This is a genomic window from Bradyrhizobium sp. SZCCT0148 (assembly GCF_018129985.1).
In the GTDB taxonomy this organism is placed as follows: domain Bacteria; phylum Pseudomonadota; class Alphaproteobacteria; order Rhizobiales; family Xanthobacteraceae; genus Bradyrhizobium; species Bradyrhizobium japonicum_H.
The window spans coordinates 142,062-163,388 of the sequence record NZ_JAFCKT010000003.1; the positions used below are offsets into that span (position 1 = coordinate 142,062).

A 21,327-nucleotide genomic window follows, 5' to 3' on the forward strand; every position below is an offset into this window, starting at 1 on the left:
TCTTTGGAGGTTTCATTGCCCGAATTTGTCACGTAATTTGGGTATCAGGGGATGCGGGCCCGCCCGGCTCGCGTCCCCTGATGTCATCGGTTTTATCGCGTTGCGTTCACATGAGCCAGACGCGATTGGCCGGAAGCGATCGACGGAGTGCCATATGACCCCCTTCCCACTGCGGCGAGCGCTCATTGCCGGCTTGATGGCGGCTTTCGTCTGCAGCGTCGAGGCGCGTGCCGAGACGCTGGACAAGGTGACGTTCGGCACCAATTGGGTCGCCGAGGCCGAGCATGGCGGCTTCTTCCAGGCGGTTGCCGACGGCACCTATAAGAAATACGGCCTCGACGTCACCATCGTTCCCGGCGGCCCGAACGAGAACAACCGGATGCTGCTGATCGCCGGCAAGATCGATTTCTTCATGGCCGCGAACACGCTGATGTCGTTCGACGCGGTTGCCAACAACGTTCCCGTCGTGACCATCGCCGCGATCTTCCAGAAGGATCCCCAGGTGATGCTGACGCAGCCGGATGCCAAGGTCGGCAAGATCGAGGACCTCAAGCCGCTGACGCTGTTCGTCTCCAAGGAGGGCATGGGCAGTTATTTCCAGTGGCTGAAGTCCGAATACGGCTTCAGCGAGAAGAACGTCCGCCCCTATAATTTCAATCCGCAACCCTTCATCGCCAACCCCAAGAGCGCGATGCAGGGCTATGTCACCTCCGAGCCCTTCGCGGTCGAGAAGGCCGCCGGCTTCAAGCCCAACGTGCTGCTGCTGGCCGATTACGGATTCAACACCTATTCGACCCTGATCGAGGCGCGCCGCGACACCGTCGAGAAGAAGCCGGATATGGTGCAGCGTTTCGTCGATGCCTCCATGATCGGCTGGTACAACTACATCTACGGCGACAATTCCGCCGGCAATGCCCTGATCAAGCAGCTCAATCCGGAGATGACCGACGATCTGCTGAAATACTCCGTCGCGAAGATGAAGGAATACGGGATCGTCGATTCCGGCGACTCCTTGAAGAACGGCATCGGCGCGATGAGCGACGACCGCTACACCTCCTTCTTCAACAAGATGGTCAAGGCCGGCGTCGTGAAGGGCGATCTCGACTTCCGCAAATCCTATACGCTGCGCTTCGTCAACAAGGGCGTCGGCGTCGAGCTGCGCCCGAGCAAGCCGTAGCGCCAGGTCGATGTCATCAGGCAAAACCTCGCTCGCGGCCGACGCCGGCCTGACGCATCTCGCCGTCAGCCTGCGCGGCGTGACGAAGACTTACGACAATGGCGTCCTGGCGCTCGGTGCGCTCGACCTCACGGTGCGCAAGGGCGAGTTCATTTCGCTGCTGGGGCCGTCTGGCTGTGGCAAGTCGACGGCGCTGCGCATCATCGCGGAGCTCACCGCACCGTCGTCGGGCACCGTCCGGGTGGCTCGCCACGAAGGCGCGCGGCAGCCAGGTCACGGGATCGGCTTCGTGTTTCAGGAGCCGACCCTCATGCCCTGGACCAGCGTGCGCGAGAATGTGCGGCTGCCACTGAAGCTTGCGGGCATCCCCAAAGCCGAGGCCCGTGCGCGGTCCGACGAAGCGCTGGCCAGCGTCGGTCTCGCCGATTTCGCCGATGCCTTTCCGCGGGAGCTCTCCGGCGGCATGAAAATGCGGGCGTCGCTGGCGCGCGCGCTCGTCACCGAGCCGGATATCCTCTTGATGGACGAGCCGTTCGCCGCGCTCGACGAGATCACGCGCTTTCGGCTCAACAACGATCTGCTCGCGCTGTGGCGCAGCCTCGGCAAGACCGTTATCTTCGTGACCCATTCGGTGTTCGAATCCGTCTATCTGTCGCAGCGCGTCGTGGTGATGACGGCACGGCCCGGCCGCATCCAGGCCGACATCCGCATCGAGACGGTCGAGCCGCGCGGCGAGGCGTTTCGCACGTCCGCGGCCTATTCCGATTATTGCCGGAAGGTGTCGGCCGCGCTGGCGCCATCCTATTCCGGGCAGTCGACGCTATGAACGCGCAGGCGACCGTCACCGCGAAGCCGCGATCCCTGCAATCCGCGCTGCGCTTCGTGCTTCCTGTCATCGTGTTCGCGGCCGGCATTCTCGCCTGGGAACTCCTGGTCCGCATCAAGGGCATCCCGCCCTACGTGCTGCCGGCGCCCTCCGTCATCGTCCTGACGCTGATCAAGGACTGGGCGGTGCTGTCACAATCGCTCGCCGCCACGCTTCTGACCACACTCGAAGGTTTTGCCGCGGCCAGCATCGGCGGCATTGCACTCGCGCTGCTGTTCAATCAGTCGAAATGGGTGGAATATTCGCTGTTCCCCTATGCCATCGTCCTCCAGGTTACCCCTGTCATCGCGATCGCGCCGCTGCTGCTGATCTACCTGGAGCAGCAGACCGCGGTGGTGGCTTGCGCCTTCATCGTCGCCTTTTTCCCGGTGCTGTCCAACACCACGCTCGGGCTGAATTCGGTCGATCGCAATCTTGCCGGCCTGTTCCAGCTCTATGGCGCCTCAAAGCCGCAGACGCTGCGCTTTCTCAAGCTGCCCGCGGCGTTGCCCTATATCCTCGGCGGCCTGCGCATCGCCGGCGGCCTGTCGCTGATCGGCGCGGTCGTGGCCGAGATCGCGGCCGGAACTGCCGGTGCCGGCTCCGGGCTTGCCTACAGGATCGCCGAGTCCGGATATCGATTGAACATACCCCGCATGTTCGCAGCGCTGCTTCTGTTGTCCTTGGCCGGGATTGTCATCTATGGGGTGCTGGCGGTAGTTTCCCACCTCGTTTTACGGCGCTGGCACGAAAGCGCGCTTGGAAAGGAAAACTGATGGCTGCCGGTTCGATTTCGTCCGAGAAGATCGATCTTCTGATCTATGGGCCGGTGCGGCCCATCCTCGAGAACGGATTTTCCGACCATTTCGTCGTGCACAAGGCCGAGACGCATGGCGACCTCGAACGGTTGACGCCGGAAATTCGCGAGAAGATCCGCGGCGTGGCGGTGACCTATCACACCGTCCGCGCCGACAAGGGTTCGCTGTCGAAGCTTCCCAAGATCGAGATGGTGGCGAGCTTCGGCGTCGGTTACGACCACGTCGATGCGAAATACGCGGCCGAGCACAACATCATCGTCACCAACACGCCCGACGTGCTGACCGAAGAGGTCGCCGACGTCGCGATGGGCCTGCTGATCTCCACCTTGCGCGAATTCATCAAGGCCGACCGCTACGTCCGCTCCGGCCTCTGGCAGACCCAGAACTATCCGCTCAGCGTCGGCTCGCTGCGCGACCGCAAGGTCGGCATCGTCGGCATGGGCCGGATCGGCCAGGCCATCGCGCGTCGGCTCGATGCCTCGCTGGTGCCGGTGGTCTATCACTCGCGCAATCCGTCCAAGGACGTCTCCTATAAGCATTATCCTGATCTGATCGAGATGGCGAAGGCGGTGGACACGCTGATGGTGATCGTGCCCGGCGGCGCGGCGACGAACAAGATGATCAATGCCGAGGTGCTGAAGGCGCTCGGCCCGCGGGGCGTGCTGATCAATGTCGCGCGCGGCTCCGTGGTCGACGAGCCGGCGCTGGTGCAGGCGCTGAAATCCGGCACCATCCTCGCTGCCGGCCTCGACGTGTTCGCGGCAGAGCCGACCGTGCCGGACGAGCTCAAGGCGATGCAGAACGTCGTGCTGCTGCCACATATCGGCTCGGCCTCGGTGGTGACGCGCAACGCCATGGACCAGCTCGTGGTCGACAACCTCAAGTCATGGTTCTCAGGCAAGGCGCCACTGACGCCGGTTGCCGAAACGCCGTTCAAGGGACGCTGATGCGAAATCTTCGGGTCGTTGCATTCGCCGTCGCGGCCTCTTTGGCCGCGATCGGTGCCGTCGCGGCCTCCTTGGCCGCGCTCGGCATCGCGCATGCGCAGAATGCGACGACGCTGAAGAAGGAGATGCTCGGGCAGTGGGAGCTCTCGACCACCGAACGCAGCAAGACCTGCGTCGTCACGATCAAGGGCGACCCGGTCGCGCTGGGATACAAGCTCGAACTCGAGCCGGCCTGCAAGACCGCGCTGCCCTTCACCAAGGATATCGTCGCCTGGAGCGTCAGGGGCCTCGATATCGTCCGTCTGCAGGATGCGACCGGTGAAGCCGTGATCGACTTCACCGAGGTCGAGGCCGGCATCTTCGAAGGCCTGCGCCAGGGCGAGGGCGTCTATATCCTGCAGGATCTCGCCGCCGCGCGCTCGATGGCCAAGTCGATGGACCAGATGATCGGTGACTGGGCCATGGTGCGCGGCAACGGCCAGCCGGTCTGCGGGCTGACGCTGACCAACACGGAAGCCGGCCCCGACAATTTCCAGGTCTTCCTCAAGCCGAAATGCGACGCGGCCGTCGCCCAGTTCAACCCGACGCAATGGCGGCTCGAGCGCGGCCAGATCATCCTGATGTCGAAATCGGGCGACGTCTGGCAGTTCGAAGCCGACGACAACGCGCAGTGGCGGCGCATCCCCGACACCGCCGATCCGCTGATCATGCTGCGTCAGTAGGCGAGCAAGCCCTCGCCGCGGGCAAGCGGGCGTAGCGGGCTGCGGCCGGGCCGCCTTTTGCCGCGTTAGCGCGAAAGCTGGTCAAAACCCGCCGTTATCGAGTTCTGGCCAGGTTTCGAACCCTCTTTGTCTTCCGAGCGACCAAGACAAAACGGCTCAAACCTGATCGCGCTTTGACATGAAATTCGTCGTCCTGGCTTTTTCGTGCCTGCTGTTTCTCGGGATGCCCGCCCGTGCCGATGATGCAGGCACCTTCAATGCGATGGTCACCTTGGCGCATCAAGGAGATGCCGAGGCGCAATACCATGTCGGAATGATGTACAATAACGGCATCGGCACCCAGCAGGACCGCAGCCAGGCCTTCGCGTGGTTTCAGAAATCGGCCGCGGCCAACGAGCCGCTCGGGGCCTACAAGCTCGGCTGTTACTTTGACGGGCAGGGCGCCGGCATCGTCGCCGCTGATGCGGATCAAGCCTTGAAATACAAGCTTGTGTCCGCCAGGGCCGGCTATGCGCGTGCACAGCACGATGTCGCCCTCCTGTACGACCGGCAGGGCAACCCGGAAGAAGAAGTTGAAATGGTGGAAAATGGCCGGCGATCAGGGACTTCCCTCCGCCCTCTTCAGCCTGTCCCGGGCTTATTCCGCTGGGAGGGGAACGCCGAGGGACCTGTCTCTGTCGTATGCCTATTTCAAGCTCTCGCAAATTGCGCCGCCAAAGAACGTGAACGAGATGGCCGGCTCGTTGTCCAAATCGGAACGCGAGAATGCGGAGAAAATAGTTGCCGGGTGGAAGCCGCAGCCGACTGCTCTGACACTCAAGGCATTCGCCGGCATCACGGCTGCGGAAGATCATCTCAAAGCCGTCAGGAAACCGACGACCTGATCTGTGCTAGATCAACCGCATCCCGCGCAGGCTCGCATGCCCGCTCTTGCCGACGATGATGTGATCGTGCACGGCAATCCCCAGTGGCTTGGCGATGTCGATGATCGCCTTCGTCATCTGGATGTCGGCCTGGGACGGCGAGGGATCGCCGCTGGGATGGTTGTGCACCAGGATCAAGGCGGTCGCCGATAATTCCAGCGCGCGCTTGATCACCTCGCGCGGATAGACCGGTGTGTGGTCCACCGTGCCGGTCTGCTGCACCTCGTCGGCGATCAGCTGGTTGCGCTTGTCGAGGAACAGCAGGCGGAATTGCTCCTTGTCGGCAAACGCCATGCTGGAGCGGCAATAGTCGATCACCTCGTTCCACGACGACAGCGCGTTGCGGCTGTTGACCTCGCCCTTGGTCACGCGGCTCGCCGCGGCCGCGATCAGCTTGAGCTGGTTGACCGCGGCTTCGCCGACGCCCTCGACCTCGCGCAAGCGTGCGACAGGCGCGTGCACGACCTCGGCGAAAGAACCAAAAGTCTTGATCAACATCTTCGCCAGCGGCTTGGTGTCCCGGCGCGGCAACGCCGGAAACAGCGCCATCTCCAGCAATTCGTAGTCGCTGAGCGCATCCGCCCCGGCGCTGTAGAAGCGCTCGCGCAGCCGCTCGCGATGCCCGTGATAGTGCGGCGGTTCGGCGGACTGATGTTCTTGCTGGTCGGTCTTGCGGGGCATCGGCGCAAGCATGCCGTGACGCGGGGCTTTTGCAACTCGGAAGTGCGGGCGGCCAGCCAATTCGGCAAGAAAAAAGGCGCCGTGCGAACACGGCGCCTTCGAATCCCCGGTTCGCTGTGCGATCAGGCCTTCACGGCCGCGAAGGCGTAGCCGCTGCCGTCCTTGGTCAGCGTGCCCACGTTCGGGAAGCCGAAATGATAGCCGGCGATCATGCCCTTTTCGGCGATCACGCGATCGAAGAAGGCGCGGCGGGTGGCTTCCGCTTTTGGTCCGTCGCTGTCGAAGCCGGAGAACCAGCCGGGGTTCTTGACGAACAGCTGGTAGATGCCGGTGACGTCGCTCTGGATGAAGAGCTGCTGTCCGCCGGATGCCACCAGGAAGGACATGTGGCCGATCGTGTGACCCGGCGTGGCAATGGCCTTGACGCCGGGTGCAAGGTCGGCGCCGTCGGCATACTGCTTGATGTTCTTCCAGGTCGGGAAGGTCGCCTGGATCCGCTTGACGTGGGGACGGTTGGCTTCGGGCACCTTTTCGACCAGTGCCGCGTCGGTCCAGAACTTGTACTCGACCTCCGGCATCATGATTTCCGCGTTCGGAAACACCTGGGCGTCGGTCTCCTTGACCCACAAACCGGAAATGTGATCAGGGTGGAAATGCGAGATCACCACCGTGGAGACCGTCGCCGGATCGAGGCCGGCCGCCTTCATGTTGGTGGCGAGCTTGCCGACGCTCGAGGGCCCGTTGCCGCCGAAACCGGTGTCGAACAGAATGACCTTGCCGCCAGTCCGGATCGCGGTGACGGTAAAGGGATTCTCGATCTTGTCGGGTCCGATGCCGGACGCGGTCAGCGCCTTCTTGACGTCGTCCAGCCCGACATTCTTGACCATGCCCTCGGTCACCGGGCGTTCGATCGCGCCTTCATGCAGGCTGAACACCTCGATGTCGCTGACCATGTATTTGAAGCTGTCGGCGGCGCGCTGCGCATATGCCGCATCGATGAAGGAAACCGGCCCCTTGAGGCCGAAAACCAGTGCGGCCCCCGTGCTCCCGAGGACCAGATCGCGACGTGAAATCTCGAACATTGTGATGCTCCGCCTTGAGGGAATCCTCGCAAGTGCGCTCACGGATTGAAAGCGCCCTGAGAGTTCGACACCGGGATGCGCAGCCTATTCCGTGGTGATCGAGATTGAGAGAACGGCAAGTTGCCGCAGGCAGGCCGCCGCGTTGAGAACGACTGGCAACAAGGAGGATTGCACCTAGGCGATCTGCTTCTCGCCGTGCCGCTCCGACAGTGTGAAAATCTCGACGCCCGTCGCCGTCACGCCCACGGAGTGCTCGAACTGTGCCGACAGCGAGCGGTCGCGGGTGACGGCAGTCCAGCCGTCGGAGAGGATCTTCACATGCGGCTTGCCGAGATTGATCATCGGCTCGATGGTGAAGAACATGCCGGGCTTGAGCTGCACGCCTTCGCCGGGCCGGCCGATATGGATGATGTTCGGCTCGTCGTGGAACATGCGGCCGAGGCCGTGGCCGCAGAAATCGCGCACCACGCTCATGCCCTGCGGCTCGACGAAGCTCTGGATGGCGTGACCGATGTCGCCGGTGGTGGCGCCGGGCTTCACGGCGGCGATGCCGCGCATCATGGCTTCATAGGTCACCTCGATCAGCCGCTCGGCCTTGCGTGCGATCGGGCCGACCGCATACATCCGGCTGGAATCGCCGTACCAGCCGTCGACGATGAAGGTGACATCGATGTTGACGATGTCGCCTTCCTTCAGCGGACGGTCGCCGGGCATGCCGTGGCAGACCACGTGGTTGAGCGAGGTGCAGGTCGAGTAGCGATAGCCGCGATACATCAGCGTCGCCGGAAAGGCGCCATGGCTGAAGGCGAAGTCACGGACGAACTGGTCGATACGCTCGGTCGGCACGCCGGGCCCGACAATGTCGGTGAGCTCGTCGAGGCACTTCGCCACCAGCGCACCCGCCTTGCGCATGCCGGCAAACGCGCTCGGTCCATGCAGCTTGATCTGTCCGGTCTTGCGCAGCGAGGTATCGGTGGCTTCGACGTAGCTCATGCGGGCGCGATCTTCTGAAAAGGGGTCGATGTCGGTGGAAGGGCTTGATTTCACGCCCTAATCTAACGATCACGGGCCTTCGTGCAAGCCAAGGCAGAGCGTTTTCGAGCGAAGTGGCCGCCGGTTCGCGTGAAGAAAACGCGTCAAAACGAGATTCTTCCCGGCCTTGCGCCCGAAAGCGGGCCTAATTCGGGACTTCCACGGTGGTTTCCACCGGCAGCGCGCCGCCCCGGATGCGGATCTCGCGGACGGGGTAGGGAACCCGGATACCCTCGCTCTTGAAGGCGTCCCACAGCGCCAGCATCACGTCGCTCTTGACATTGTCCATGCCGTCGGGGTCCGCAATCCAGAAGGTCAGCGAGAACTTCATCCCGGCTTCGGCGAACTCGGTCAAAATGGCGTTCGGCGGTTTGCCCTTGGTCGCGCGCGGATGGGCGGCGGCGGTCTCGGCGGCGAGCCTGGTGACCAGGCGGGGGTCGGCGTCGTAATTGGTGCCGAAGGCGATCTTCACCAGCGTGTTCTTGTCGGTATAGGTCCAGTTGACGACCTTCTGCGTCACCAGATCCTCATTCGGGATCAGGAATTCGCGCCCGTCGCCGGCGGCAACGGAAATATAGCGCGTTTTCATCGCGCTGATGCGGCCGGTATTGTCGCCGATGGTGACGAGGTCGCCGGGCTTCACCGATTTGTCGGCCAGCAGGATGATGCCCGAGATGAAGTTGGCCACGATCTTCTGCAGGCCGATACCGATGCCGACGCCGACCGCGCCGGAGAACACCGCCAGCGCCGACAAGTCGATGCCGACCGCGCCGAGCGCAATCACCACTGCGATGGCAAGAAGCCCGATGCGGATGATCTTGACCAGCAGCACCTGCACCGACGGCGTCAGGTCGGTGGTTGCGTTGATCCGGCTCTCGGCGAAATTGCTCGCGATGTTGGTGACCCAGAGCGCGATCAGCAGGAGCGCGCCGGCCTTGAGGACCAGCAGCGGGGTCAGCCTGAGGCCACCGAGCACGATCGCATAGGCATCGAGCAGATCGACGGTCGTATCGAGCTGGCCGAGGATGGACAGCGCGGCGACGAACCACGCCGTGATCGACACCAGGCGGACGATGAACGCATTGCGCAGCACCGTCGTCACCAGCCGGATCACGAGCCAGGCGAAGCCCAGCTTGGCGGCGACCATCAGCAGATAGGAGCGGCTCGGCCAGGTCGCGTGGTACATCACCACGCGCGAGATGATCACGAGCAGGGTGAAAACCGCCGTCGAGGCGCTGGAGACCATCACCCGGGCAAAGTGCCGGAGCGGCAGCGGCCAGCGCATCGCCAGCGAGCTCATGTCGACCCGGTTGCGGATGGCGGTGTCCGCGGCATAGGCGATGCCCGCCGCGGCCAGGATGAGACCGAATTGCAGGTAGAACCAGGGCGAGGAGATTTCCGCCCCGACGCTGCGCGCCGTCGTCTGCACGAACTCCATCAAGTCCTTGAGGTCCATGTCCATCGGTCTCGTCGGCAAACGGGGAAGGAATTGATTCGAGGGAGCCGCAGAATCCCACAATGGGCGCGGCCGGGCCATCGATACACCGTGAAGTGAAGCGCGTTAAGGCCGTAAAACGCGGGCAGATTGCCGCGAGCGGGAGAAATGGGTTGGCGTGCCGCGGCCGCGACGATATGGATGCCCTTCCAGCTGTTTTTGCCCGGAAGGTGGATGGCTTCCCTCGACTCCGTCAGCATCGCCATATTGCTCGGCGCCGTCCTCGTGATGGCCGGTATCCTGTCGAGCCTGCTTGCGCTGCGCTTCGGCGCGCCTTTGCTGCTCGTGTTCCTTTTGATCGGCATGCTCGCCGGTGATTCCGGCCCCGGCCAGCTTCAGTTCGACGACGTCCGCACCACTTATCTGGTGGGCTCCGTCGCGCTGGCCCTGATCCTGTTCGACGGCGGCCTGAAGACGCGCTTTGCCAGCATCCGCACCGTGCTCGCGCCGTCCGTGGTGCTCGCGACCGTCGGCGTGCTCCTGACCGCGCTGATCACTGCGCCGTTCGCCAAATACGCGCTCGACCTCAACTGGACCGAGTCGTTGCTGGTCGGCGCGGTGGTCGCCTCGACCGACGCCGCCGCGGTGTTCCTGCTGGTGCACACCCAGGGCCTGCGCCTGCGCCCGCGCGTCGGCGCGACGCTGGAGGCGGAATCCGGCACCAACGATCCCTTCGCGATCTTCCTGACCCTGATGCTGGTCGAATATATCTCGCTGGGATCGAGCTCCGCAGGCCATGTGCTGATGGAATTCGTCCAGGAGGCCGTGCTGGGCGCCGTCGTCGGCTTCTTCGGGGGACGCCTCGTTGTGCTCGCGCTCAACAAGGTCGCGCTGCCGCAGGGACTGCACGCGCCCTTCGTCACGACCGCGGCACTCGTGATCTTCGGCGGCTCGCAGATCATGCACGCCTCCGGCTTCCTCGCGGTCTATCTGGCCGGCATAATCATCGGCAACCGGCCGACCCGCGCACATAATTCGGTGGTGACCTTCCTCGATGCCGCGACATGGCTGGCGCAGATCGTGATGTTCGTGCTGCTCGGCCTGCTGGTCTCGCCGAGCCGGCTCGGCGCCAGCGTCTTGCCGGCGGTTGGGATCGCCTTCGTGCTGATGCTGGTGGCGCGGCCGATCGCGGTATTCGTTTGCCTGACGCCGTTCCGCTTCAACTGGCGCGAACGGATCTTCATCGCATGGACCGGCCTGCGCGGCGCGGTCGCGATCTTCCTGGCCTCGATCCCGATGCTGGTCGGCCTGTCCAAGGCTTATCTGTATTTCGACGTCGCCTTCGTCGTCGTCATCATCTCGCTGTTGCTGCAAGGCTGGACGCTGGCGCCCGCCGCGCGCAAGCTGCATGTCGCCCTGCCGCGCGCCGAGCGCGGTCCGCGGCGTGTCGAGCTGGATCTGCCCGGGCAACTCGAACAGCAGCTGGTCGGCTACCCGGTGCGCGCGAAGAGCCTGTACTTTCGCCGCGGTCTGATCCCGTCCTGGTCCAGGCCGACGCTGGTGATCCGCAACGAGAACATCCTGACGCCGCTGGAGGCCGAGCCGATCGCGCCCGGCGACTACATCTACCTGCTGGCCCCGCCGGAAAAGGCCGAGTCGCTCGACCGCTTCTTCGTCGACATGCAGCCGAGCTCGGCGCCCGATCCGCATTTGCTCGGCGACTTCCTGGTCTCCGGCGAGCACACGCTGGCCGAGCTTGCCGAGATCTACGGCGTCAGGGTCGGCGAGGACGCGAGCAAGCTGACGCTCGCCGACTATTTCGACGTCCACCTCGACCGGGCCCCGAAAGAGGGCGCCGAGCTGCCGCTGGACGAGATCGTGCTGGTCGCGCGCAGCATCTCCGGCGGCCGCGTCAACGTCGTCGGCCTGCGGCTTCCGGAAGAAGACGAGACGCCGCCGCCGCCGACGCGCGCACAGGCGCTGCGGAAGAAGCTCGCGGAGGTCTGGACGTCGGTGGCTGGGGTTTAGGGACGCGATAGACACTGCGCTCGATCTTGCGACAGCCTTACGCCAGCATCTTCACCCCGCCAAGGCTCGTCACCCGGCCCTGTTTCAGCATCACGATCTGCGTCGCGAGCTGGCGCAGCTCGGCGGCGTCGTGGCTGACATAGACCATGGGGACATTGGCCTCGTCGCGCAGCCGCACCAGATAGGGCAGGATCTCGAGCTTGCGGCCCTCGTCGAGCGCGCCGAGCGGCTCGTCGAGCAGCAGCAGCCGCGGCTTTGCCAGCAGTGCGCGTCCGAGCGCGACGCGCTGGCGCTCACCGCCGGAGAGCTTTCCGGGGCGGCGGCCGAGCAGGGTGCCGATATCGAGCAGGTCGATGACGCGGGCGTGCTGCGCCGGATCCGGCGCCAGTCGGTTCATCCTTCGTCCATAGTCGAGATTTTGCGCGACGTTGAGGTGCGGGAAGAGCCGCGCGTCCTGAAACACATAGCCGATGCGGCGGCGCCAGGCCGGGACATGAATCCCGGCCGCAGTGTCGTCGACGGTTTCGCCGTCGAGCACGATGGTGCCGCGGTCGGGCCGCAGCAGCCCGGCGATCATGTTCACCAGCGACGTCTTGCCGGCGCCGGAGGCGCCGAACAGGCCGATGACGCGGCCTTCGCCGGTGAAGGATGCCTGAAGCGAGAATTCACCGAGTTGCTTCTCGACGTCGACGCGGAGCATGGTCAATTCCCGTGCAGGCGCTGCGTCGCGCGGCGGGCGAACCATTCGGCAGCGATCAGGGCGCCGAGCGCCAGCACGATCGAGACAATCACGAGCCGGCCGGCCGCAGCGTCGCCGTCCGGCGTCTGGATCAGCGAATAGATTGCCGAGGAAATCGTCTGGGTCTCGCCGGGAATGTTGGAGACGAAGGTGATGGTGGCGCCGAACTCGCCGATCGCCTTGGCAAAGCCGAGCACCATGCCGGCGAGCACGCCGGGCAGCGCCAAGGGCAGCGTCACGGTCAAGAACACTTTCCAGGGTGCGGCGCCGAGCGTCTCGGCGGCCTGCTCGAGCCGCCGGTCGATCGCCTCGATCGACAGCCGCATCGGCCGCACCAACAACGGGAACGACATCACACCGCAGGCCAGCGCCGCGCCGGTCCAGCGAAACGAGAACACGATACCGAGATGATCGGCGAGGAATCCGCCGACGAGGCCGCGGCGGCCGAACGTCAGCAGAAGCAGATAGCCGGTGACCACCGGCGGCAGCACCAGCGGCAGATGCACGATGGCGTCGAGCATCGACTTGCCCCAGAAATCGCGCCGCGCCAGCAGCCACGCCAGCGCGATGCCGAATGGCGTCGCCACCAGCGTTGCGATGATCGCGACTCTGACTGAGAGCAGGATCGCGGTCCATTCGGCGGGAGAGATGTCTGACATCACGTGGTGAATATCAGATTGTCGGGCTGACCAGGAACTTGAAGCCGTATTTTTCGAAGATGGTCTTGGCGGCGGAGGAGCGCAGGAAGGCGAGATAGTCGTTCGTCTCCGGCTTCGCAATCGTGGTCGCGGCAACCGGATAGATGATCGCCGGATGCGACTCCGCCGGGAACGTGCCGACGATCTTGACGCCGGGCTCGACCTTGGCGTCGGTGGAATAGACGATGCCGAGATTGGCCTCGCCGCGCGCCACCAGCGTCAGCGCCGCACGCACGCTCTCGGCCATGGCGAATTTCGGCTCGGCGGTCTGCCACGCGCCCAGTCTCTCCAGCGCCGCCTTGGCGTATTTGCCCACCGGCACCGACTTGACGTCCCCGGTCGCAATCCTGCCGTCGCCGGCGAGTTTGGCCAGGTCGAAACCTTGCGCGATGGTGACGTTGTCGATCCTGGAATCCTTCGGTGCGATCAGCACGATGCTGTTGCCGAGCAGATTGACTCGGGAAGGCTCGTTGATGGTCTTCCTGGAGATCGCGTAGTCCATCCAGTCCGTGTCGGCCGAGACGAACACGTCGGCCGGCGCGCCCTGCTCGATCTGTTTGGCCAGCACCGAGCTCGCGGCATAGCTGACCGAGAACTTGACGCCGGTCCTGGCCGTGTAGGCAGCGTCGATCTCGTCGAGCGCGTTCTTCATCGACGCCGCGGCGAACACGGTGATGGTCTTGTCCTCGGCGGCTGCCGGCGCAAGGCTCGTGCTCGCGAGCATCACGAAGGCGGCGAAGAGTCCTGAAATACGTAGCATGGTGCGCTCCGTGCGAGTCCGCGCGCGCAGGATGCACGCTCAGGTCTGGCGTTGGTGGGTCAGGTCGCGACGGGTGGAAGCGCTGTCCACGGGGCCCGGCTGCGGCTTACGGCCGGCAGGGATATCGCAATCGCGAAGATAGCAGGCTGGCGCCCGAGGTCAAACCAGGGTCGTCATCCCAAAAGCGCGGCCCAATCACCGCGGGGTGAGGCGGCCGCGCGGTCCACACATCCTTACGGCTTCGCATCCGCCGCATGCAGCACCGCCTTGCAGGCCGCCGGCATCTGCGCCAGCGTCATCGGTGGCTTGGGCTTCGGCGGCTCCGGCGGCGGCTTGGGGTGCAGCACCGCGTCGGAGAACCAATAGGCGAGATCGGCGGGCTTGCAGCCTTCGTCCTCGGCCTGTGACGGCTGGCCCTCGCATTCGCCGGCCCCTGCAGGGCAGCGCATGCGGATGTGGAAGTGGTAGTCGTGGCCCCACCAGGGTCGGATCTTCGACAGCCAGGTGCGGTCGCCCTTCGCCTCGCGGCACAGCGCCTTCTTGATCGCGGCATTGACGAAGATGCGCTGCACCGCCGGCTCCCGCGCCGCGTCGCGCAGCACCAGCACATGGCTCGGGGTGAACACCTTCGGATCGACGTCGAGCCGGTCCTGGCGCACCATCATCACCGCCGACATGTCCTCACGCTCCTCGCGCGAGAGGCGGCGGTCCGGCGACGGCGTCAGCCAGATGTCGGCATCGAGACCGATCTGGTGGCTGGCGTGGCCCGACAGCGCCGGGCCGCCACGCGGCTGGGCGATGTCGCCGACTAGGATGCCGGGCCATCCCGCGTCCTTGTGCGCCCTGGCTGCGAGCCGCTTGATCAGCGCGATCATGTCAGGGTGGCCATAGCTGCGATTACGCGACAGCCGCATCACCTGCCAATGGTCGCCGTTGACCGGGATCTGCTCGGCGCCGCCGATGCAGCCCCTGGTGTAGGAGCCGATGACATGGGCCGCCCCCTTCGACGGCAGCATCTTGCGCGCGAACAGCTCCTTGGCTGCGATATCGGGGTCGTTGGGATTGGCGAGCGGCGGCAGCGGCTTCGGGTTGACGCTGCCCTTGTCCTGGGCCAATGCGCCGCCGGCGGCCAGGAGCGTCATGACGACCAGGAGAGGGGTGAGGCGGCGGAGACTCATGCGCAGATCTTATAGCCCAACAAGGGCGTCGGGGTTAAGAATCGGGCGTGCGGCGGCGGACAATCTCGCAGCGCCTTGATGGCCGTTGTTCCAGCGCGGAGGCGTCCGGCATGACGATCCCCGCCTTCAACAAGGTCGTCCAAAAATCGCAGTTTTTTCGCGGAGCTGGCCGCATTCTTAACGGTGCGATAACCGTATCCTGCATTGACCAAAATTCGTGCGCGGAACCGGGTTCGTTTCCATCCCGTATGCAATCGGACCCGCGTCCGGAATTGATTCATGGAGAGCGCGCTTTTTTGCATCATCTCGGTCGTCGAGTGCGATGACGTCGCGGCTTTGGTGCGCCATACGGCCTGCTCGCGCCTCGTAAACAGGCACACGCGCCGGGTTCTCGATGCTCGCAAGGCGGCGCCTCGGCTGGCGCGGCCACCCAGGATTACTTTTCTTTCAGACACTTGCCCCAAAGCTTGCGCCGTTGGGCGCGACTGGGACGAGTGAAGTTGGGTTTGGGGTCTCGAAAAGCAGGACGACGAAAGCAACGCGCGCTTGCCCGGGCTGGCCAAACGCCGCGCAAGCCGCGCTTTGCGCGCGCGCCGCGCGCCGTTTCGGAACGCGAGGAAGTCCTGCGCAGCCGCGCCGAGGCCGAAGCTGCGATCGCGGACGCGCGCAAATCCCATGAGCGCCTGCGCCAGGCCATCGACATCCTGCCGCAGGGCATCGTGTTTCTCGACGCCGAAGGCCGCTACGTCCTCTGGAACAAGAAATACGCCGAGATCTACAGCAAGACCGCCGATCTGTTCGAGGAAGGTGCGCGTCTCGAAGACACGCTGCGCATCGGCGTTGCCCGCGGCGACTATCCCGAGGCCGTCGGCCACGAGGACGAGTGGATCGCCGACCGCCTGCAGAGGCTCTATCAGCCCGGCGCCCGCCACGAGCAGAAACTGTCCGACGGCCGCGTCATCCTGATCGACGAGCGCCTGACCGACGATGGCGGGGTGGTCGGCCTGCGCGTCGACATCACCGAGCTGAAGCAGCGCGAGGCCTCGTTCCGCCTGCTGTTCGACGGCAATCCCGTTCCCATGATCGTCTGCGCGCTGGACGACGAGCGCATCCTCGGCGTCAACGACGCCGCGGTCGCGCATTACGGCTACAGCCGCGCCGAGTTCGAACGGTTGACGATCCGCTCCCTGCAGGCCTTCGAAAGTGAGCCGCCCTGGGTGGCGGACCCGACGTGCGAGGAGCAGGCCGGCCGGACCTGGAAGCATGTCAAGGCCGACGGCGCGCTGATCGACCTCGCGATCTATTCCCGCGAATTGACCTATGCCGAGCGGCCGGCGGTGCTGCTTGCGCTGATGGACATCACCGAACGCAAGCGCGCCGAGGCGCGGCTCGCCTTCATGGCCCAGCACGACACCCTGACCGGCCTTCCCAACCGCAGCCTGCTGCGCCAGCAGGTCGACGAGATGCTGCTGCACACGCGGCGCAGCTCCGACAAGGTCGCGCTTCTGATGCTGGGGCTCGACAGTTTCAAGTCGGTCAACGACACGCTCGGGCATGCGGTCGGCGACAAGCTGCTGCGCGGCGTTGCCAAGCGGCTGCGCTCGACCTTGCGCGAGGAAGACGCGTTGGCGCGGCTCAACTCCGACGAGTTCGCCATCGTGCAGAGCGGCCTGGCGCGTCCCGAGGACGCGGTGATGCTGGCCAAACGTCTGCTTGCGGCGATCGCCGATCCCTATCTGCTCGACGGCCATTCCGTGGTGATCGGCGCCTCGATCGGCATCGCGATGGCGCCGGGCGACGGCGATGATTCCGAAAAGCTGCTCAAGAGCGCCGACATGGCGCTGTCGCGCGCCAAGCTGGACGCGCGCGGCAGCTTCGCTTTCTTCGAGGCCGCGCTCGACGCCCGGGCGCAGAGCCGGCGCAAGATCGAGGTCGAGCTGCGCGACGCGATCCAGAACGACGTGCTGCGTCCCTATTACCAACCGCTGGTCGACCTCCAGAGCGGCCGCATCACCGGCTTCGAGGCGCTGGTGCGCTGGCCCCATGCCGAGCGCGGCATGATCTCGCCGGCCGAGTTCATTCCGGTCGCCGAGGACACCGGCCTGATCAATCCGCTCGGCGGGTTGATGCTGCGCCGGGCGTGCCTCGATGCCGCAAGCTGGCCTGACGACGTCCGCGTTGCCGTCAATCTGTCGCCGCTGCAGTTTCGCAGTGGCAATCTGCTGTCGATCGTGACGGACGCCTTGAGACATTCCGGCCTGCCGCCGCGGCGGCTTGAGCTCGAGATCACCGAGACGCTGCTGCTGGAGAAGAGCGCGCAGGTGCTGGCGACGCTGCATGCCTTGCGCGCACTCGGGGTGCGCATCTCGATGGACGATTTCGGCACCGGCTATTCCAGCCTCAGCTATTTGCGCAGTTTTCCCTTCGACAAGATCAAGATCGACCAGTCCTTTGTGCGCGATCTCGGCGCCAACCGCGAGGCGCAGGCGATCATCCGCTCTATCGTCAGCCTCGGTAAAGGCTTGGGCGTCACCATCACCGCCGAAGGCGTCGAGACCGAAGCCGAGCTCAGCTGCCTGCGCACCGAGGGCTGCGACGAAGGCCAGGGCTTCCTGTTCAGCAAGGCCCGGCCCAACGCCGAGATCATCAGCCTGCTCGCCGCACAGCGCGGCATCGACGGCGACGAAGACGCCGCGCTGGTGGCGTGAGCTTCCTGCCTCTCCCAGCCCCGTGAGAACGGGCGAGGCAGCGCAGCACCGTCGTGGCTGCAGTCAAGCCCGAAGCCTTACGCCGCCCGCAGCCCCGCCAGGAACGTGTCCACGCTTCGCATCAGCGCCGAGGCGTGCTGCCCGAGTTCGCCGGAGGCCGCCATCACGTTGCCTGCCAGCGCCCGCGATTGATCCGCGGCCTGGCTGGCGCCGGCGACATTGGCCGAGACGTCCGTGGTGCCGGCCGAGGCCTGCTGCACGCTGCGCGCGATCTCGCGCGTCGCGGAGCCCTGCTCCTCGACCGCGGCGGCGATCGTGGTGGCGATACCGCTGATCTCGCGGATGGTGTCGCTAATCCCGGAAATCGCCGTAACGCAATTGCCTGTGGCGGCCTGGATCGCGGTGACCTGGCTCGCGATCTCGTCGGTCGCCTTCGCGGTCTGGCTCGCCAGCTCCTTCACTTCGGAGGCGACCACGGCAAAGCCACGGCCGGCTTCGCCCGCGCGCGCCGCCTCGATCGTGGCGTTGAGCGCAAGAAGATTGGTCTGGCTCGCGATCTCGCTGATCAGACGCAGCACGTCGCCGATGCGCTCGGCGGCGGTGGCAAGGCTCGTGACCATCTCGGTCGTCTCCGCGGCCTTGCCCACGGCGTCGCTCGCGACCTTGCTCGAATGGGTGACCTGGCGGCCGATCTCGCTGACCGACGAGGCCAGCTCCTCGGTCGCCGCCGCGACCGCGTTCACGCTGGTCGAGGCCTCTTCGGAGGCCGTCGCTGCGGCGGAGGCCCGCTGCGAGGTGCCGTTGACGCTGCTGGTGATGTCGCCGGCGACGCTCTGCATGCCCTCGGTCGCCCTGGCCACGGCGGCCACCACGCCCTTGACGTCGGCCTCGAAGCGGTCGGCCATCTGACGCTGCAGGGCCTGCTTCTCGATCTCTGCCTTGGCCTTGTCGGCCTCCTGCGCCTCGCGCATGGTGACGGCTTCGAGCATGTTGCGGCGGAACACGTCCACCGCCTTGGCCATGGTGCCGAGTTCGTCCGGGCGCTCGCTGCCGGGAATCGTGACGCTGGTATCGCCGCTCGACAGCCGGTTCATCACCGCGGTGATCGCGGTGAGCGGCCGCGACAGGCCGCGCCCGAGCAGCAGCGCCAGCACGATCGCGACGGCGAGGATGGCAACCGTGCCGAGGATCAAATTGCGCTCGGCCGTGGCGAACGCGGCCTCGTACTCGGTCGTGTCCTTGATGATCTCGATCACGCCGACCGGCGCTCCTGCATAGTTCTTGATCGGCCCGGCATAGACCTCGACCGGATGACCGTCGAGCTCGGCCTCGTGCCGGACCGCCGACCCGTCGATCGCGCTCTTCAACTGGTCCATCGTGGTGACGACCGTGCTGCCGAACGTCGAAGACAACTTGTTCAGGTTCTTGCCGTCGAGCGAGTAGACCGCAAGGTCGATGCCGAAGCGCTTCTTGGCACGGTCGACGAACTCCTTGCCGAAGGCGACGCCGATATCGACGTTGGCGATGCTTTTGCCGTCGCGCATGATCGGTGTCATGCCGAAGATACCAAGCGCCTCGCGGCCCGGCTCGACGCCGACGATCGGCCGGCCACCCTTCATCGCCTCGACGACGGTTTCGCGGCGCGCCGAGACGTCATCGCCGAACACTTTGGGAGCGTGCACGCGGTAGAACGCCACCGCGGGCGGAACCTGGAAGGTGATGAGCGGGATACCCTGTGCCTTCAGCGATTTGTTGGCCTCGCCGAGCAGCGCGGCCAGGCTGTCGCGGTCGCCCTTGGCGATGGCGTCCCCGACCGGCGGCAGCGCCGCGATCACGGCGGAGACAGCCAGTGCCGAGCGTCCCTCATAGTCGATCGCCGCGATCACGCTCTCATATTGCAGCTTGAGCTGCTGATCGAGCGCCATCCGGGTCAGCGCCCGTTGCTGGCTGATCGAGAAGCCTGAGACGATGGCGCATGCCACGGCCACGGTGAGGGCGATCGCGAGAATCAGGCGGGCGGCAATCGACTTGATCTTGAACATCAAAAAATCCCAGGCATTTCCAAATCTTGCTTTGGTGGAAAGGTCCCAGAAATTGCTTAACAACAAGGACGGGATGGCCTCCGTGTTTCAACGGAGTCGCCCCCATCCTTTTGCATGACTCGATGCAGCGGGCGCATGGAAGGCCTGTTGCGCGTCGCGGGCAGGGACGTTGCGCCGGCGACTAGAGGGTTTCGGCAAGGATCGCCTTCCCCACTTCCTCATAATGCGTGTCGCGCGCCTGGATCTGCTGGGCGATCGCGTGCATGTCGCGAAACCGGCGTTCGAACGGGTTGCTGCGGAACACCGCGGTCGCGCCGGCCATGTGATAGGCGGTGTCGACCACCTTCGCCGATTGATGGATGGTCCAGGTCGCGGCCAGCCGCACCGCGCTGCGGTGCGCGGTGCTGAACTCGCCCGTTGCGGACAAATCGCGCCACATCGCCGTTGCGGTCGTAAAGAGATAGGCGCGCGCGGCGCGCAGATCGCCCTCGGTGCGGCCGATCAGCCCCTGCACCGCGCCGTTGTCGCGCATCGCACTCGCCGTCAGCGAGGGATGTTTTCCGCGCGCCAGCGCGATGGCCGCATCCAGCGTGGCGCGCGCGACGCCGAGCGACACCGCGGCAAAGCCGAGGCTGAAGGCCGCGCCGGTGCCGATCCTGTAGAGCGGACCTGGCTCGCGCAACCCGGACGGCATGTCGCGGAACGCGGTGAAGCGCTCGGGATGAAGAGGTCGTTCACCTCGTAGGAATCGGTGCCGGTGCCGGCAAGTCCGATCGCCTGCCAGACGTCGTGCAATGTCGCGCTGGAGGCGGGAAACAGAATCGTGCGCACTTCAGGCGAGCCGTCGGCATTCACGCGCGGCGTGCCGTCGGTCCCGAGGATGCGCACATGGGCGCCCAGCCAGTTCGCCTGCCGCGAGCCCGAGGCGAAATCCCAGCGCGCCGTGACGCGATAGCCGCCCTCGACGGCGCGCGCCTCATGCGCGATCGCGCCCCACGCCAGGATCCCGGGCGCCGTGTTGAAGATCTCCTGCGCAGTATCGCGATCGAGCGAGGCCGCGATCATCGCGCAGACACTGCACTGGCCGAGACACCAGGCGGTGGACGCGTCGGCCTTGGCGATTGCCTCCAGCATCTGCATGAAGGCTTCAGGCGCGGCTTCCGCACCGCCGAGGCTCTGCGGCAGCAACGCACGATACAGCCCGTTCTCGGTCAGCGCCGCGACGACGGAAGGCGTCAGCCGCCGCGTCCGCTCGATCTCGTCCGCTTCGCGCGCGATCAGCGGCGCGATGGCGCGGGCACGTTCGACGAGACCAGATCCGGGAAGCTCCGACATTCGACTGTCCTCGCCTTTTTCTGTCGTGGGCAGTGAGGCGATGATGGTGGTCCATTTGACGGGATGGTTCAAGGTGCGGGCAACATCCCCCGTGCGCCGCGCGCGAAGGCCCGCCCGTGAACCTCGGCGGCGCGGCGCGCGACCAACAACCTCAGCC

General features: G+C 65.3%; 17 protein-coding genes and 1 pseudogene. 8 read left to right on the plus strand and 10 right to left on the minus strand.

The window, feature by feature from the left end; genetic code table 11:
• Window positions 1-154: 154 nt before the first annotated feature.
• The 6 genes from JQ580_RS12500 to JQ580_RS12525 all read left to right on the plus strand — a co-directional run bounded on the left by JQ580_RS12500 (window position 155) and on the right by JQ580_RS12525 (window position 5,472).
• Complete coding sequence (locus JQ580_RS12500) at window positions 155-1,177, plus strand: ABC transporter substrate-binding protein (RefSeq protein ID WP_212280358.1); 1,023 nt, start codon at window positions 155-157, stop codon at window positions 1,175-1,177.
• A 10-nt stretch (window positions 1,178-1,187) separates the two neighbouring features.
• Window positions 1,188-2,003: an ABC transporter ATP-binding protein gene (locus JQ580_RS12505; protein ID WP_212280359.1), complete on the plus strand. Its 816-nt coding sequence runs from the start codon at window positions 1,188-1,190 to the stop codon at window positions 2,001-2,003.
• The gene (locus tag JQ580_RS12510; RefSeq protein ID WP_212280360.1) at window positions 2,000-2,818 is read left to right on the plus strand and encodes an ABC transporter permease; all 819 of its coding nucleotides are present in this window, start codon (window positions 2,000-2,002) and stop codon (window positions 2,816-2,818) included. The genes JQ580_RS12505 and JQ580_RS12510 overlap by 4 nt, the downstream gene beginning before the upstream one ends.
• Window positions 2,818-3,807 (plus strand): 2-hydroxyacid dehydrogenase, encoded by a 990-nt coding sequence (locus tag JQ580_RS12515; protein ID WP_106949464.1) that lies wholly within the window; start codon window positions 2,818-2,820, stop codon window positions 3,805-3,807. Before JQ580_RS12510 ends, JQ580_RS12515 begins: the two co-directional genes overlap by 1 nt.
• Complete coding sequence (locus JQ580_RS12520; RefSeq protein WP_212280361.1) at window positions 3,807-4,529, plus strand: AprI/Inh family metalloprotease inhibitor; 723 nt, start codon at window positions 3,807-3,809, stop codon at window positions 4,527-4,529. The genes JQ580_RS12515 and JQ580_RS12520 overlap by 1 nt, the downstream gene beginning before the upstream one ends.
• 178 nt (window positions 4,530-4,707) lie before the next feature.
• Entirely contained in the window at window positions 4,708-5,472 is a 765-nt protein-coding gene (locus JQ580_RS12525) for a tetratricopeptide repeat protein (protein WP_212280362.1), read from the plus strand.
• Here the strand turns inward: JQ580_RS12525 and radC are convergent.
• From radC to JQ580_RS12545, 4 genes are all read right to left on the minus strand, one after another.
• On the minus strand, window positions 5,420-6,133 hold the full coding sequence (radC, locus tag JQ580_RS12530) for a RadC family protein (RefSeq protein WP_212280800.1): 714 nt from the start codon (window positions 6,131-6,133) through the stop codon (window positions 5,420-5,422). The two genes, JQ580_RS12525 and radC, sit on opposite strands and share 53 nt — an antisense overlap.
• Window positions 6,134-6,255: 122 nt before the next feature.
• Window positions 6,256-7,215: an MBL fold metallo-hydrolase gene (locus JQ580_RS12535; RefSeq protein ID WP_212280363.1), complete on the minus strand. Its 960-nt coding sequence runs from the start codon at window positions 7,213-7,215 to the stop codon at window positions 6,256-6,258.
• Window positions 7,216-7,389: 174 nt separating this feature from the next.
• A complete protein-coding gene (map, locus tag JQ580_RS12540; RefSeq protein WP_212280364.1) occupies window positions 7,390-8,208 on the minus strand; it encodes a type I methionyl aminopeptidase in 819 nt (272 codons plus the stop codon).
• A gap of 184 nt (window positions 8,209-8,392) precedes the next feature.
• Entirely contained in the window at window positions 8,393-9,709 is a 1,317-nt protein-coding gene (locus tag JQ580_RS12545) for a mechanosensitive ion channel family protein (protein WP_212280365.1), read from the minus strand.
• A gap of 207 nt (window positions 9,710-9,916) precedes the next feature.
• Here JQ580_RS12545 and JQ580_RS12550 point away from each other — a divergent pair, with 207 nt between their 5' ends.
• On the plus strand, window positions 9,917-11,710 hold the full coding sequence (locus JQ580_RS12550; protein ID WP_212280366.1) for a potassium/proton antiporter: 1,794 nt from the start codon (window positions 9,917-9,919) through the stop codon (window positions 11,708-11,710).
• A 37-nt stretch (window positions 11,711-11,747) separates the two neighbouring features.
• On the opposite strand, the gene modC is transcribed toward JQ580_RS12550, so the two are convergent.
• The 4 genes from modC to mepA all read right to left on the minus strand — a co-directional run bounded on the left by modC (window position 11,748) and on the right by mepA (window position 15,085).
• Window positions 11,748-12,410: a molybdenum ABC transporter ATP-binding protein gene (gene modC, locus JQ580_RS12555; protein ID WP_212280367.1), complete on the minus strand. Its 663-nt coding sequence runs from the start codon at window positions 12,408-12,410 to the stop codon at window positions 11,748-11,750.
• Window positions 12,411-12,412: 2 nt separating this feature from the next.
• A complete protein-coding gene (modB, locus tag JQ580_RS12560; RefSeq protein ID WP_212280368.1) occupies window positions 12,413-13,108 on the minus strand; it encodes a molybdate ABC transporter permease subunit in 696 nt (231 codons plus the stop codon).
• A 13-nt stretch (window positions 13,109-13,121) separates the two neighbouring features.
• Window positions 13,122-13,907, minus strand: coding sequence for a molybdate ABC transporter substrate-binding protein (gene modA / locus JQ580_RS12565; RefSeq protein WP_212280369.1), 786 nt, complete (start codon window positions 13,905-13,907; stop codon window positions 13,122-13,124).
• 233 nt (window positions 13,908-14,140) lie between these two features.
• Window positions 14,141-15,085: a penicillin-insensitive murein endopeptidase gene (gene mepA, locus JQ580_RS12570; protein WP_212280370.1), complete on the minus strand. Its 945-nt coding sequence runs from the start codon at window positions 15,083-15,085 to the stop codon at window positions 14,141-14,143.
• Window positions 15,086-15,591: 506 nt separating this feature from the next.
• On the opposite strand from mepA, the gene JQ580_RS12575 reads away from it, so the two are divergent.
• Window positions 15,592-17,793, plus strand: a complete 2,202-nt coding sequence (locus tag JQ580_RS12575) for an EAL domain-containing protein (protein ID WP_212280371.1) — start codon at window positions 15,592-15,594, stop codon at window positions 17,791-17,793.
• 77 nt (window positions 17,794-17,870) lie between these two features.
• Here the strand turns inward: JQ580_RS12575 and JQ580_RS12580 are convergent, their stop codons facing one another.
• Entirely contained in the window at window positions 17,871-19,835 is a 1,965-nt protein-coding gene (locus tag JQ580_RS12580; RefSeq protein WP_212280372.1) for a methyl-accepting chemotaxis protein, read from the minus strand.
• Between the two features lie 181 nt (window positions 19,836-20,016).
• Window positions 20,017-21,170, minus strand: a pseudogene (locus tag JQ580_RS12585) (acyl-CoA dehydrogenase family protein).
• Window positions 21,171-21,327: the final 157 nt, after the last annotated feature.